This is a genomic window from Microbispora triticiradicis (assembly GCF_005864065.1).
Classification (GTDB): Bacteria; Actinomycetota; Actinomycetes; order Streptosporangiales; family Streptosporangiaceae; genus Microbispora; species Microbispora triticiradicis.
This window is the reverse complement of record NZ_VANP01000010.1, coordinates 168,204-181,625: the sequence shown is the minus strand read 5'-3', so window position 1 is coordinate 181,625 and position 13,422 is coordinate 168,204. Positions and strand designations below refer to the sequence as shown.

10 protein-coding genes are annotated in these 13,422 nt (G+C 71.5%); 6 read left to right on the top strand and 4 right to left on the bottom strand.

Annotation, left to right across the window (positions count from 1 at the left end; genetic code table 11):
* Positions 1-68 precede the first annotated feature (68 nt).
* On the top strand, positions 69-737 hold the full coding sequence (locus FED44_RS24905) for a DUF305 domain-containing protein (RefSeq protein WP_133306159.1): 669 nt from the start codon (positions 69-71) through the stop codon (positions 735-737).
* Positions 738-763: 26 nt separating this feature from the next.
* Here the strand turns inward: FED44_RS24905 and FED44_RS24900 are convergent, their stop codons facing one another.
* Positions 764-1,390, bottom strand: a complete 627-nt coding sequence (locus tag FED44_RS24900) for a hypothetical protein (RefSeq protein WP_138462232.1) — start codon at positions 1,388-1,390, stop codon at positions 764-766.
* A gap of 157 nt (positions 1,391-1,547) precedes the next feature.
* Here FED44_RS24900 and FED44_RS24895 point away from each other — a divergent pair, with 157 nt between their 5' ends.
* The 5 genes from FED44_RS24895 (at position 1,548) to treZ (ending at position 10,277) form a co-directional block, all read left to right on the top strand.
* Complete coding sequence (locus FED44_RS24895) at positions 1,548-2,231, top strand: response regulator transcription factor (RefSeq protein ID WP_117409967.1); 684 nt, start codon at positions 1,548-1,550, stop codon at positions 2,229-2,231.
* A 21-nt stretch (positions 2,232-2,252) separates the two neighbouring features.
* Entirely contained in the window at positions 2,253-3,587 is a 1,335-nt protein-coding gene (locus FED44_RS24890; protein ID WP_117409968.1) for a sensor histidine kinase, read from the top strand.
* 440 nt (positions 3,588-4,027) lie between these two features.
* Positions 4,028-6,184, top strand: coding sequence for a glycogen debranching protein GlgX (glgX, locus tag FED44_RS24885; RefSeq protein ID WP_117409969.1), 2,157 nt, complete (start codon positions 4,028-4,030; stop codon positions 6,182-6,184).
* Between the two features lie 137 nt (positions 6,185-6,321).
* Complete coding sequence (gene treY / locus FED44_RS24880; protein WP_208759148.1) at positions 6,322-8,544, top strand: malto-oligosyltrehalose synthase; 2,223 nt, start codon at positions 6,322-6,324, stop codon at positions 8,542-8,544.
* A 35-nt stretch (positions 8,545-8,579) separates the two neighbouring features.
* A complete protein-coding gene (gene treZ, locus FED44_RS24875; protein ID WP_138462230.1) occupies positions 8,580-10,277 on the top strand; it encodes a malto-oligosyltrehalose trehalohydrolase in 1,698 nt (565 codons plus the stop codon).
* A gap of 20 nt (positions 10,278-10,297) precedes the next feature.
* Here the strand turns inward: treZ and FED44_RS24870 are convergent, their stop codons facing one another.
* Genes FED44_RS24870 through FED44_RS36575 form a run of 3 tightly spaced genes read right to left on the bottom strand, consistent with a single transcriptional unit; the run spans position 10,298 to position 13,353 of the window.
* Entirely contained in the window at positions 10,298-10,987 is a 690-nt protein-coding gene (locus tag FED44_RS24870) for an FkbM family methyltransferase (RefSeq protein WP_138462229.1), read from the bottom strand.
* Between the two features lie 9 nt (positions 10,988-10,996).
* Positions 10,997-12,253 carry a hypothetical protein gene (locus FED44_RS24865; protein WP_138462228.1) on the bottom strand — a complete coding sequence of 419 codons (1,257 nt, stop codon included), beginning with the start codon at positions 12,251-12,253 and terminating at the stop codon, positions 10,997-10,999.
* Positions 12,250-13,353 carry a hypothetical protein gene (locus FED44_RS36575; RefSeq protein WP_187406045.1) on the bottom strand — a complete coding sequence of 368 codons (1,104 nt, stop codon included), beginning with the start codon at positions 13,351-13,353 and terminating at the stop codon, positions 12,250-12,252. Before FED44_RS36575 ends, FED44_RS24865 begins: the two co-directional genes overlap by 4 nt.
* Positions 13,354-13,422: the final 69 nt, after the last annotated feature.

The window sequence follows — 13,422 nt, the reverse complement described above, 5'->3', positions numbered from 1 at the left end:
CGGAAGCCCACGCCCGGTCCCGGTGGCCGTGCCCGCCGTCCCCCAGCCCCAACCCGAAAGGCTCCCCAGTGACGACCGCCCCCCGCCGTCCGCTCCCTGTAAACCCCGGCCTGACGGGCACGATGACCGCCGTGCTCGCGATGGCACTCCTCGCCGGTTGCGGAGGGGCCGACGGCGCCTCCCCCTCTCCGGCCCCCGCCCCGGCCTCGGCGGCCGCCGCCGTGCCCTCGAACGACGCGACCGTCACCGCCACGCCGGCCGAGCCGGGCGCCACGGACGCGCCGGCCGATCACAACGCCGCCGACGTGGCGTTCGCCGGCCGGATCATCCCGCACCACCTCCAGGCCGTCGATCTGGCCACGCTCGCCCAGTCGCGGGCCGGCGACCCCTGGGTCAGGGACATGGCGTCGCGGATCCTCTCGGCCCGCGACACCGACATCCGCACGCTGAAGGGCTGGCTCGACATGTGGGGCGCCGAGCCGCTGCCGCGCGACCACAAGATGCCCGGCATGCAGACGCGGGCCGAGATCGACGCCCTCGCCAAGCTCAGCGGCCCCGCCTTCGACAAGCGGTTCACGACCCTCATGATCAAGCATGACGGCGGGGCGATCGCGATCGCCGGAGTCGAGCAGAAGAAGGGCGCGTTCGACGGCGGGAAGGCGCTGGCCACGGCCATCTCCACGGCCCTGTCCGCCGAGGTCAAGGAGCTGAAGGAGTACCTCGCCAAGCTGAAGTGACCCCCGGCCGCCCGGCCGGGCCCCGCTCAGCGCTCGTACGTGTCGAGCCTGGGCGGCAGGGCGTTCCACGCGCAGAACGCCGACGACTCGTGCACCTCACGGAGGAACGCGACGCGCAGCCACTGCTCCTCCTCCCAGACCTTGACCTGGTAGCCGTCGTTCGGCGTCGCCGTGACGACCCGGCAGTCCCGTGAGGTGACGGCGATCGTCGCCCGCCCGCCCTTCAGGGTGAACGTGTGCAGGGTCTCCTCCGCCGGGTCGCGGCGCGGCCGGGGGCTCGGCGGAGGAGGGGCCGATCCCGCCGGATCCTCCGGACGGCCGGCGCGGGCCGTGGGAGAGGGCCGGGCCGTCCGCGACGGGGTGGCGGTCGCGTTCCGCCGCGCCGGACGCGGCGTCGGTGACAGCGACCGTGACAGGGACGGGGACGGAGAGGGCGGGCCGGGTGTGGAGGCCGCGTCCGGATCGGTCCCCGGATCGGCGGACGGAAGCGCCGCGTAGGCGGTGACCGGGGCGGCGACGGCCACCACCGGGGCGAGGGGGGCGTCGTCCAGGACCGCGCTGCGCAGCACGTCGCGCACGCCCAGCCAGGACACGCCGACGGCCAGTGCGGTGGCCCCGCACCAGGCGATCGTGTAACCGGTGGCCCGTCTCATGTGGCCGCTCACTCTATCTCGTGTCCTGAGCCCATACCTTGACTGATTTCGGATGATCTCAATGGACATAAGGGCGGGGCATATCTCCCTTGATCCGCATCTTCCGCATCGCTCTTCGGCGGACGCGACAGGGGTGAAGAGTGTACGTTTCTGCCCCATGGCGACCGTTCTGGTGGTGGAGGACGACGAGTTCGTCCGCTCCGCGATCATCCGCGACCTGACGGGGCGCAGCCACGCCGTCCGCAGCGCGGGCCGGGCGCTCGACGCCCTGCGGGAGATCGCCCACGTCGCCCCCGACGTGGTGATCCTCGACCTGGGGCTGCCCGACCTCGACGGCGCCGAGGCCCTGAAGATGCTCCGGGCGATCTCCGACGTGCCGGTCATCGTCGCCACCGCGCGCGACGACGAGGCGCAGATCGTCCGCCTGCTGCGCGACGGCGCGGACGACTACCTGGTCAAACCGTTCTCCGGCGACCACCTCAACGCCCGGCTCGAGGCCGTGCTGCGGCGGGCCAGGCCGGGGGCGCCGGCGTCGGTCGTCAAGGTCGGCGGCCTGGTGGTCGACGCCGACCGCCGGGAGGCGCGGCTCGACGGGGTGCCGCTCGACCTCACCCGCAGGGAGTTCGACCTGCTGGCCTACCTCGCCGCCCGCCCGGACCGCGTGATCTCGCGCAGGCAGCTGCTGGCCGAGGTGTGGCGGCAGTCGTACGGGGACGACCAGACGATCGACGTGCATCTGTCGTGGCTGCGCCGCAAGCTCGGCGAGAGCGCCTCGCGGCCCCGCTACCTGCACACCGTGCGGGGTGTCGGCGTGCGTCTCAGTCCTCCCGCAGAGGCCTGAGGGCCGGCGGCGGGAGAGGCGGTGCGACGGAGCCTGGCCCTGGTGGCGGTCGCCGTGACGGCGATGGTCGCGCTGGCCTTCCTCATCCCGCTGGCCGTGGGGGTCATGGAGATCGCGGAGAGCCGGGCGCTGGCGGACGCCGAACGGCAGGCCGCCACGATCGTGCCCGCCCTGGTGATCACCGACGACGTGGCCGCGCTCGAACGCGCGCTGGCCAGCACGCCGGCCGGGGTCTCGCGCCTGGCCGTCCACCTGTCCGGCGGGCGGACCGTCGGCCGCTCCCGGGTCGGCCCCGCCGACGTGGCGAACGCGGCGGAACGGGCCAGAACGGTGCCGGTCGCCAAGGGATACGTCCTGCTCAGGCCGGTCGCACTGGGCGGCGGCCGGAGCGCCGTCATCGAGGCGTACGCTCCCGAGGCGGACGCCAGGAAGGGGGTCTCCACCTCGTGGGCCGTGCTGACCGGCGTCGCCGTCGCGCTGGTGGTGGGGTCGGTGGTGGTGGCCGACCGGCTCGGGGCCCGGGTGGTCCGGGCCGCCCGGCGGCTCGGGCAGGCCGCCGCCGCGCTCGGCGCGGGCGACCTCTCGGTCCGGATCATCCCCGACGGCCCGCCCGAGCTGGTGGCCGCCGGGCACGCCTTCAACACGATGGCCGACCAGGTGGCGGTGCTGCTCGCGGCCGAGCGTGAGCTCGCCGCCGACCTGTCGCACCGGCTGCGCACCCCGCTCACCGCGCTGCGGCTCAACCTCGGCGGCAGCGGCCCGGAGGCCGAGCAGCAGCGCAAGCTGGCGATCGACCGGCTCGAACACGCGATCGACGAGATCATCGAGGCGTCCCGGCGGCCCTCCCGCCGGGCGGTGCCCGCGGGCTGCGACGCCGCGCTCGTGCTGTGCGAACGGCTCGCCTTCTGGTCGGCACTCGCCGAGGACCAGGGGCGGCCGTGGCAGCTCGTCGGCGCCGACGAGACCACCCCCGTGCCGGTCGCCGCCGCCGACCTCGGCGCGGTGGTCGACGCGCTGCTCGGCAACGTCTTCCGGCACACCCCGCAGGGCACCGCCTTCCGCGTCACCCTGCACCGGGGGAGCGGGATCGTGGGCGTCCTCGTCGCGGACGCGGGCCCGGGCATCCCCGATCCGGAGAAGGCGCTGCGGCGGGGCAACAGCGGGGCGGGCTCCACCGGCCTGGGGCTCGACATCGCCCGCCGCCTCGCCGAGTCGACGGGCGGCGGGGTACGCGTCGAGCCCTCGGCGCTCGGCGGCACCGGCGTCAACCTGTGGCTGCGCACCGACGGCCGCGCTCCCCGCCGCGGCCTGCTGCGCCGCGCCCGAGGGGGCGCGGCCGCCTCGCCGGTCCGATGACCAGCCGGTTTCCGGTGTCCGTAACCCCGCCCGAGGGAAGACACATCGGGAAGGACCGTTAATCAGCGGGTCGATCCAGGGCCGGTCCGGGCCCCCGCGACTGCGGTGGGTGACCGGCCGGGAGACTCCGTACGGACGGCGGACGGGTGAGGTGTCCCACATTCGGCGAGTACGGCCAGCTAGCGGCGTTGGCGTCCGGAACGGGCGGCGCTTTGCTCGCCGATGGCCGGTTCACCCCTTTGCCATACACGCAGTTAACGTGGCGCGACTGTCGGAGCCTTTTGCGGGCAGGCACGATGTCTTGTGAACGACACTCAGCATCACGATCGGGTGAGCGGCCGTCCCGGACGGGACCGGACCGGGAACGATCGCGACCACAGAGCCGGTGGACTCCGGGGGCTTCCCGGCAGGACCGCCGAGCCGGACGGCGAGGAGGTCCAGTGAGGGAGATCTGGCCGGGGGATTCCTATCCTCTCGGGGCGACGTACGACGGCGCGGGGACCAACTTCGCACTCTTCAGCGAGGTGGCCGAGCGGGTCGAGCTGTGCCTGTTCGACGACGAGGGCAACGAGGAGCGCGTGTCGCTGGCCGAGGTCGACGGCTTCGTCTGGCACTGCTACCTGCCGGGCGTCGGCCCGGGCCAGCGGTACGGCTACCGCGTCCACGGGCCCTACTCGCCCGCCGAGGGCCTGCGGTGCAACCCCAACAAGCTGCTGATCGACCCGTACGCCAAGGCGGTGGAGGGCTCGGTCAACTGGGACCAGGCGGTGTACGGCTACCGCTTCGGCGAGCCGGACAGCCGGGACGACAGCGACTCGGCGGCGTACGTGCCGCGGTCGGTGGTCGTCAACCCGTTCTTCGGGTGGGGGCACGACCGTCCCCCGGCCACGCCGTACCACGACACGGTGCTGTACGAGGCGCACGTGCGCGGCCTGACGATCACCCACCCCAAGATCCCGGACCGCATCCGCGGTACGTACGCGGCGCTCGGCCACCCGGAGATCATCGACCACCTGACCGCGCTCGGGGTCACGGCGATCGAGCTGATGCCGGTCCACCAGTTCGTGACCGATCACATGCTGGAGAAGCGGGGGCTGGCCAACTACTGGGGCTACAACACGATCGGCTTCTTCGCGCCGCACAACGCGTACTCGAGCTCGGGCCAGCGCGGCGGGCAGGTGCTGGAGTTCAAGGCGATGGTGAAGGCCCTGCACGAGGCCGGCATCGAGGTGATCCTCGACGTCGTCTACAACCACACCGCCGAGGGCAACCACCTGGGCCCGACCCTGTCCATGCGGGGCATCGACAACGCCAACTACTACCGGCTGGTCGAGGACGACCGCCGCTACTACATGGACACCACCGGCACCGGCAACAGCCTGCTCATGCGCAGCCCGCACGCGCTCCAGCTGATCATGGACTCGCTGCGCTACTGGGTGCGGGACATGCACGTGGACGGGTTCCGCTTCGACCTCGCGGCGTCGCTGGCCCGTGAGCTGCACGAGGTCGACCGGCTGAGCGCGTTCTTCGACCTCGTCCAGCAGGACCCGGTGCTGTCGCAGGTCAAGCTCATCGCCGAGCCGTGGGACGTCGGCCCGGGGGGCTACCAGGTCGGCAACTTCCCGGCCCGCTGGACCGAGTGGAACGGCCGCTACCGCGACACGATCCGCGACCTGTGGCGGGGCGAGCCGGCCGCGCTGCCCGAGTTCGCGAGCCGCCTGACCGGGTCGAGCGACCTCTACCAGGACGACAGCCGCCGCCCCGCCGCGTCGATCAACTTCGTCACCTGCCACGACGGCTTCCCCCTGCAGGACCTGGTGTCCTACAACGGCAAGCACAACGAGGCCAACGGCGAGGACAACCGCGACGGCGCGGATGACAACAGGTCCTGGAACTGCGGCGTCGAGGGCCCGGCGACCGGCCCGGTCGCGCAGCTGCGCGAGCGGCAGAAGCGCAACTTCCTGGCCACGCTGTTCCTGTCGCAGGGCGTGCCGATGCTGTCGCACGGCGACGAGATCGGCCGCACCCAGCAGGGCAACAACAACGCCTACTGCCAGGACAACGAGATCAGCTGGGTCGACTGGGGCGCCGTGCTGGAGGCCGGGGCCACCGCCGAGGAGGACGCGGGGACGGTCGAGAGGCGGCAGCTTCTCGAGTTCACCCGGCGCCTCGCCCGGCTGCGCCGCGACCACCCCGTCTTCCGGCGCCGCCGCTTCTTCTACGGCCGTCCCGTGCGCGGCTCCCACGACGAGCTCAGCGACATCGCCTGGCTCACCCCGTCGGGCACCGAGATGGCCGACGCCGACTGGACGAACGGCTACGCCAAGGCGCTGGCGGTCTTCCTCAACGGCGACGCGATCACCGAGCCCGACAGCAGGGGCAGGCGGATCGCCGACGACTCGTTCCTCCTGCTGTTCAACGCCCACCACGAGATGCTCAAGTTCACCGTGCCGAAGAACTACGGCGAGCTGTGGTGCACCGAGCTGGACACGGCGATGCCCGGGCAGAGCGAGTCGCGGATGTGCCGGGCCGGTGAGGCGGTGCCGGTCACCGGCCGGTCGGTGCGGGTCCTCCGCCGCGTCCGCCGTACGTCGTGACGGCCTGGACGAGAACGGCCTGACCAGCGAGGACGGCCGATTAGAGTGCCGTTGGTGTGAGCCGCCGGGCAGGCGGGCAAAAAGGGTCACTGCCCGGCGGTTCTCCACGCCGGGAACGTGTTTCGAAGGGCGGTCCAGTGAGTTCTACCTACCGCGTGCAACTGACGCCTGACTTCGGTTTCGCGCAGGCCGCCGGCCTCGTCGGATATCTCCGGGAGCTGGGCGCCGGCCACCTCTATCTGTCGCCGATCCTGCAGGCGTGCCGCGAGTCCCTGCACGGCTACGACGTGACCGACCACACCCGCGTACGCGAGGAGTTCGGCGGCGAGGAGGGCCTGCGGGCGCTGGCGGCCGAGGGCATGCCGCTGGTGTCCGACATCGTGCCCAACCACATGACCGTGCCGGTGCCGGAGTCGGACAACGCGCGGCTGTGGGCGGCGCTGCGGGACGGCCCGGGGTCACCGGCCTCCCGGTGGTTCGACTTCCAGTGGCCGGTCACCCTGCCGCTGCTCGGCGACGACGCCGACGAGGCGCTCAGAGTCGACAGCGGTGTCGAAAGCGGCGTGGACGGGGACGTGCTGCGCTACCACGACCACGTGTTCCCGATCAGGCCCGGCACAGGGCACCTGCCGCTGCCGGACCTGCTGGAGGCCCAGCACTACCGGCTGGCCCACTGGCGGGAGAGCCCCGGCTACCGGCGGTTCTTCGACGTGTCGTCGCTGATGGGCCTGCGGGTGGAGGACCCCGAGGTCTTCCGGGAGACCCACGCCGTGACCTTCCGCCTCATCGAGGAAGGCGTGATCCACGGGCTGCGCGTCGACCACCCCGACGGCCTGGCCGACCCCCGCGGCTACCTCCGGTGGCTGCGCCCGCACGTGCCGGGCCCGCTGTGGGTGGAGAAGATCCTGATCGACGGCGAGCGGCTGCCCGCCGACTGGCCGTGCGACGGCACCACCGGCTACGACGCGCTCAACATGATCACCCGGCTGTTCGTGGACCCGGCGGGGCGCGACGCGCTGGTCGAGACCTTCGGCCGCCACACCGGCGTGCGCGACGACTACGAGACCGTGCGTCACGACGCCAAGAAGCACGTCATCGACCTGTTCTTCCGCGGGGAGGTCGACCGGCTGACCACCGACCTCGGCGACCCGGCGCTGCGCGAGGCCGTCGTGGAGCTGCTGGCCGCGATGCCCGTCTACCGGGCGTACGTGAACCCGGGTGAGCGGCCGTCCGCCGACGCGCAGGCGATCGTCGCGGAGGCGGCCCGGCTCGCGGCCGGCCGCGCCGACCCCGACGCGGTGGCCAAGGCCGCCGACCTGGTCCTGTACGGCCCGCCGGACGCGGTCACCCGCTTCCAGCAGACCTGCGGGCCCGTCATGGCCAAGGGCGTGGAGGACACCGCGCTCTACCGGTGGTATCCGCTGGCCTGCCTCAACGAGGTAGGCGGGGAGCCCGACCGGTTCGGGGTCTCGCCGGCCGAGTTCCACGAGTTCTGCGCCGGGCTGCCGCCGCGCACGATGACCACGCTGTCCACCCACGACACCAAGCGGTCGGAGGACGTGCGCGCCCGTCTCGCGGTGCTCTCGGAGCTGCCCGAGGAGTGGACGATGGCCGTCGACTCCTGGTCGGCGGCCGTGTCGTTCGACCCCCGGCTCGACTACCTCGCCTGGCAGTCGCTGATGGCGGCCTGGCCGATCAGCCTGGACCGTTTCACCGACTACCTGCTCAAGGCGGCCAGGGAGGCCAAGACCGCCATCTCCTGGGTCGACCCGGACCCGGCGTACGAGGAGGGGATCAGGGACTTCGCCCGGCGGGCGATCGACGCCTGCGGTTACTCGGTCGCCTCGTTCACCGAGGTCGTCGACCGGTACGCCCGGGTCAACTCGCTCGGGCAGAAGGCCGTCCAGCTCCTGATGCCGGGCATCCCGGACGTCTACCAGGGCAACGAGATCACCGACTTCTCGCTGGTGGACCCGGACAACCGGCGGCCGGTGGACTTCGAGCGCCGCCGCCGCCTGCTCGCCGAGCCCGACGACAGCTGGGACGGCCAGAAGATCCGGGTCACCGCCGCCGCGCTCGGCCTGCGGGGACGGCTCGACCCCGAGGCGCCGTACGCGCCGATCGAGGCGGGGGAGCACGCGGTCGCGTTCATCAGGGGCGTTCCCGGGCAGGGAACGGCCGCGGCCGTGGTCGCGACCCGGCTGCCGGCCGGGCTGGAGCGCCGGGGCGGCTGGGGGAGTGAGAAGATCACGTTGCCGCCGGGACGCTGGCGCGACCTGCTCACCGGGGCGGAGCACACCGGGGAGGTGCGGATGGCCGACCTGCTGTCCGTTCATCCGGTCGCGATTCTCGAAGCGTGATCAGTAGGGGCTTGGTCGGTAAGGGGAGAAGAGGCATGTTCGAGGTCTGGGCGCCGGGGGCGGCGCGGGTCGAGGTCGAGTACGAGGGCGCCCGGCACGCGATGTCGCCGGGCGAGGGCGGCTGGTGGACCGCGCCCGGTGACGAGCACGACCGCGACTACGCCTTCCACGTGGACGGCGAGGGTCCCTTCCCCGACCCCAGGACCCGGCGGCAGCCGTACGGCGTGAACGGCCCGAGCCGGGTCTACCACCAGGACAGGTTCGCCTGGACCGACCAGGACTGGCGCGGTCGGGACCTGCGCGGCGGGGTGATCTACGAGCTGCACGTCGGCACGTTCTCGCCCGAGGGCACCTTCCAGGGGGTGGCCGACCGGCTCGGCCACCTCGTGGACCTCGGCGTCGACTTCGTCGAGCTCATGCCGGTCCCGCCCGTCCCGGGCACCCGCAACTGGGGCTACGACGGCGTGGAGCTGTACGCGGTCTTCGAGGAGTACGGCGGGCCGGACGGGTTGAAGAGCCTGGTGAACGCCTGTCACCGGGCCGGTCTCGGCGTGATCCTCGACGTCGTCTACAACCACCTCGGGCCGTCGGGCAACTACCTGGCCAAGTTCGGGCCGTACTTCCACGACGCGAAGGGGTCCTACTGGGGCGACGCGGTCAACCTGGACGGATACGGCTCGGACGGGGTGCGGCGCTACTTCATCGAGAACGCCCTGCAGTGGCTGCGCGACTACCACGTCGACGGGCTGCGCGTCGACGCCGTGCACGCGCTGCACGACAAGCGTGCCGTCCACTTCCTGGAGGAGCTGTCGGTGGAGGTCGACGCGCTGTCCACCGCGGTGGGCCGTCCGCTCACGCTCGTCGCCGAGTCGGACCTCAACGACCCCCGCATGGTCACCCCGCGCGAGGCGGGCGGCCTCGGCATGCACGCGAGCTGGAACGACGACGTCCACCACGCCATCCACGCGAACGTCACCGGGGAGACGAACGCCTACTACGGCGACTTCGGCACGCTGTCGTCCCTGGCCAAGGTGCTCACCTCCGGATATTTCCATGACGGCACCTATTCGTCCTTCCGGGGCCGCTCGCACGGCCGTCCGGCCGCCGGGATCCCGGGGCACCGGTTCGTCTGCTGCGCGCAGAACCACGACCAGATCGGCAACCGGCCCGAGGGCGACCGCATGCGGCCCGACCAGCTCCGCCTGGCCTCCGGTCTGCTGCTGACCTCGCCGTTCACGCCGATGCTGTTCATGGGCGAGGAGTGGGGCGCCACGACGCCGTTCTACTTCTTCACCGACCACTTCGAGCGGCACCTCGCCGAGGGCGAGGGCGAGCGGCGCAGGAAGGAGTTCGAGGGCTTCGGCTACGACTGGAAGGCCCCCGAGCCGGGCGAGGAGGACACCTTCCTGCGGTCCAAGCTCGACTGGGAGGAGCTGTCGAAGGACGAGCACGCCTCCCTGCTGGGCTGGTACCGCGCCCTGATCGCCCTGCGCAGGTCACATCCCGACCTCACCGACCCCCGGATGGACCGGGTGCGGGTCGACGTGGACGAGGAGCGCCGGGTCGTGGTGATCGAGCGCGGCTCGCTGCGGGTCGCCGCCAACCTCGCCTTCGACCCGGTCTCCGTACGGCTCGCCGCGTCGCGCCTCCTGCTCGCCTCCGACGAGTCGGCCCGCCTGACCGATCACGTCCTCGACCTGCCGGCGCGGTCCCTGGCCGTGGCCGAGATCTGAGAGCCGGGCCGGGGTGGGGATCAGGACGAGCGGGGGCGTCCGCGGACCGGCGACGCCCGTGATCGCCACACCCCGCCCCGGCTCCGGGACACCACCGACCGGTGTGCGTAGACGTCGTCGCAGCCCAGCTCGGCGACGCGCAGATAGCCGTGCCGCGCCAGCAGGTCGTGGATGGGGCAGCGCTGGGGCCCCCAGTTGTGCTCCACCGTCAGCATCCGCACCAGGTATCGGCCGAAGGGGAACGTGCGGAGGATCGCCAGCTCGGAACCCTCGGTGTCCAGGCTCCAGTAGTCGATCACACGGGGAGCGTCGAAGTGCCGCAACAGCGAGCCGACCGTCCGGCACGGCATGACCGTCGCGGGCATCGGCGCGTCGTCCGGCAGGTCCAGGGCCCGGCGCACGTACGGGATCAGCTGCGGGGAGTACTCGCCGAGGATCCCGCCGATGGTGCCCGCCTCCACGAACTCCACCGTGCCGTCGTGGTCGTACAGGCAGCAGTTCACGCAGAGGCAGCGGCGGTTCGCCGTCAGCTCCGCGTAGTAGTGCGGATTGGGCTCGACGCAGATTCCCGTCCAGCCGTATTCCTGCTCCAGCAGCCTGGTGTTGCTGCATCGGACCCCATTCGAGGCGCCCGAATCCAGGAAGTATCCCGCCCGCTTGTGCCCGAGGGCGGCGAGCACGTAGGCGTCCTGGCCATGTTGTGACGTCACCTTGCGACGTCAACGTCCCGCTCGCCGCCGGGCCAGCGCGTTGGAGCGCCACGCCGGACGGTAGGGGAGCTGGTTCGGCGTCGCCTGCCGCGACAGGCTGGGGTGGTGGACGTCGTCGGCCCGCTCGCCGTAGAGCATGGTGATGTTCACTCTGCGGTTCTCGTAACCGGGTCGGAAGCGCACCTCGGCGGTCGCGTGGAACAGGTCGGAGTTGAAGATGATCGCCCGGTTGGCGCGGTACGGAATCCGCACCGCCTCCGCCTTCCGCTGGGCCAGGAAGGGCTTGATCAGGTCCTGGCGGCCGTTGTACATGTGGAAGTTCCAGTCGGGCGGCGCGTCGACCCCGTACACGATCAGGCCCCCGCTGCTCTCGTCCAGGTTGGCCTCCGACGGTGTGATCCAGAAGTTCACGTTGACCGCGGCGAAGTCGGCGTGCGTCGTGGTGTCACCGGGCAGGTAGTCCTTGTTCTTGAATCCCCACAGCTGGCGGAGCGGATAGGGGCCGAGCACCTGCGGCAGCGTGCCGCGGAGCTCCTCCGCGACCTGCAGGAGCAGCGGGCAGTTGAAGCCGTCGTGGAAGAACGCCCCGAGCCGGCCGTTCGCGTAGCGGTTGCCGAACCAGACCGTCGACCCGAGGCAGAAGCGCCGGACGGCGTCCAGCGCGGCCGGGGAGAGGAAGTCGTCCACGACGACCAGCCCGGCACGACTGGCCAGGTAGCGTTCGGTGACCTCCCGACCGTTCCACGAAGCCGACAGCGCCCGCGGTAGGCGCGGGGCCGGCTGCAGCGTGACGATGCGGTTGAAGACGTCCCCTATCGCCGCCTCCGCCTGCTCGTCGAACGGCACGTGCTGGTCGGGATCGACGCCGGCCTCCAGCAGGCGGTCGGCCGTGTCCGCGTAGGCCTGGACGACCGCCCCGAACTCGCCGCCCAGGATCCCCGACTCCAGCAGGTAGGTGAACTGCTCGATGTCGTGCCGCAACTTGTGGATCGTGATGAAACGGTTGACCGGGCGCGTGGCGCCGTCCGCGCTCTGGACGGGGAACCACCGGCTGCCCCGGCGGATGGACGCCAGCAGGTGCGCGAACTCGCCCGCGAGCGTGAGATCCGTGGACCGCATCAGCTCGCCGGTCTGTTCGGACAGCCAGCCCAGATCGTCGTCGGAGAAGTCCGCGCCTGACCACAGCGCGAAGGCCTCGCTCTGGTGGCCGGCCTCCAGCAGCGCCCGGGTCGTCTGTCGCAGGGAGCCGGTGTCGGTGGTGGTCATCCGCCGCCCCCGATCTCGTCGAGCACGCCGGAATCGCGGAGTTGAGCGGCGAATTCACGGAGGGTTTCCAGGGTGACCTGCGCCGCGCCCGAGTCGAGGGCGTTGATGTTGAAGTGCCCGAACGTTCCGCCGAAGGTGCCACCGAATGTCCCGCCAAATGTGCCGAACGTTCCCGGGGACGTTCCGCCGAATGTCCCGGGGGACGTGCCCGGCGGCGTCAGCGTGGTGATTTGGGTGATTGACGTGATTTCGGTTGTATGGGTAATTGGGGGGAATGTGTGCTCTTCAGTGCTTCCGAAGGTGAATGTCACATCGGTGCCCGGAATCGTGGCCGGGGGGCCCGTCTCGGTGCCGGTGCCTGTTCCCGTCCCGGTACCTGTTCCCGTTCCCGTTCCCGTCCCTGTGCCTGTTCCGGTTTCCGTCCCTGGCTCGGTGCCCGTTCCGGTTCCCGTGCCGGTGCTCATCTCTGTGCCGGTGCCGGTGCCGGTGCCGGTTCCGGTGCTCATCTCCGTTCCAGTGCCGGTGCCTGTCCCGGTGCTCATCTCCGTGCCGGTTCCAGTGCCGGTGCTCATCTCCGTGCCGGTTCCCGTGTTGGTCTCGGCGGTGACGGTGCCGGTGCCTTCCGCGGTTCCGGTGAGCTGGATTCCGGTCCCGCCCTGGCCGATCCCGACGCCACCGAAGATCAGATCCTTGATCGACCTGTCCAGCGGGAAGATCGGCTGCTGCTCGGTCGCCGCTCGCATCAGGGCGAGCGCCACGTGGTGCGCGTTCGTGTCGACCACCGCCCGGGCGAACTGTGTCGCGAGCTCACCGTCCGACGGCGCGACGCCGTTGCGCTCGCCGCGATAACGGATGATCCACTGCATCAGCTCGTCGCTGGCCAGCACGGCGTAGACGAACTGGTTGATGACGTCCGCCCGATGCCGATCGAGGGGCGCGCTCTGGACGTACTCCGAATAAATCTGCGCCGGATCGGTCACGAACTGTTCGCGGAAGAGATGGTCGCCCGACATCGCGTCGAACAACGCCTGGGTGCGTCGCAGGGCCGACGCGGCTCTGAGAGACGATTGGGGGGAGGTGCCGGATGGCTCGACGTTCATGCGTCATCTCGCATTCCGTGCCCGAAGCTCTGCCGTACTCGGCTGGCCCGGCAATATTCCCAGATTCGC

Coding starts and splice junctions, on each gene's coding strand:
- FED44_RS24900 (WP_138462232.1), bottom strand. CDS start 1,390: ATGAGACGGGCCACCGGTTACACGATCGCCTGGTGCGGGGCCACCGCA.
- FED44_RS24895 (WP_117409967.1), top strand. CDS start 1,548: ATGGCGACCGTTCTGGTGGTGGAGGACGACGAGTTCGTCCGCTCCGCG.
- treZ (WP_138462230.1), top strand. CDS start 8,580: ATGTTCGAGGTCTGGGCGCCGGGGGCGGCGCGGGTCGAGGTCGAGTAC.
- FED44_RS24865 (WP_138462228.1), bottom strand. CDS start 12,253: ATGACCACCACCGACACCGGCTCCCTGCGACAGACGACCCGGGCGCTG.
- FED44_RS36575 (WP_187406045.1), bottom strand. CDS start 13,353: ATGAACGTCGAGCCATCCGGCACCTCCCCCCAATCGTCTCTCAGAGCC.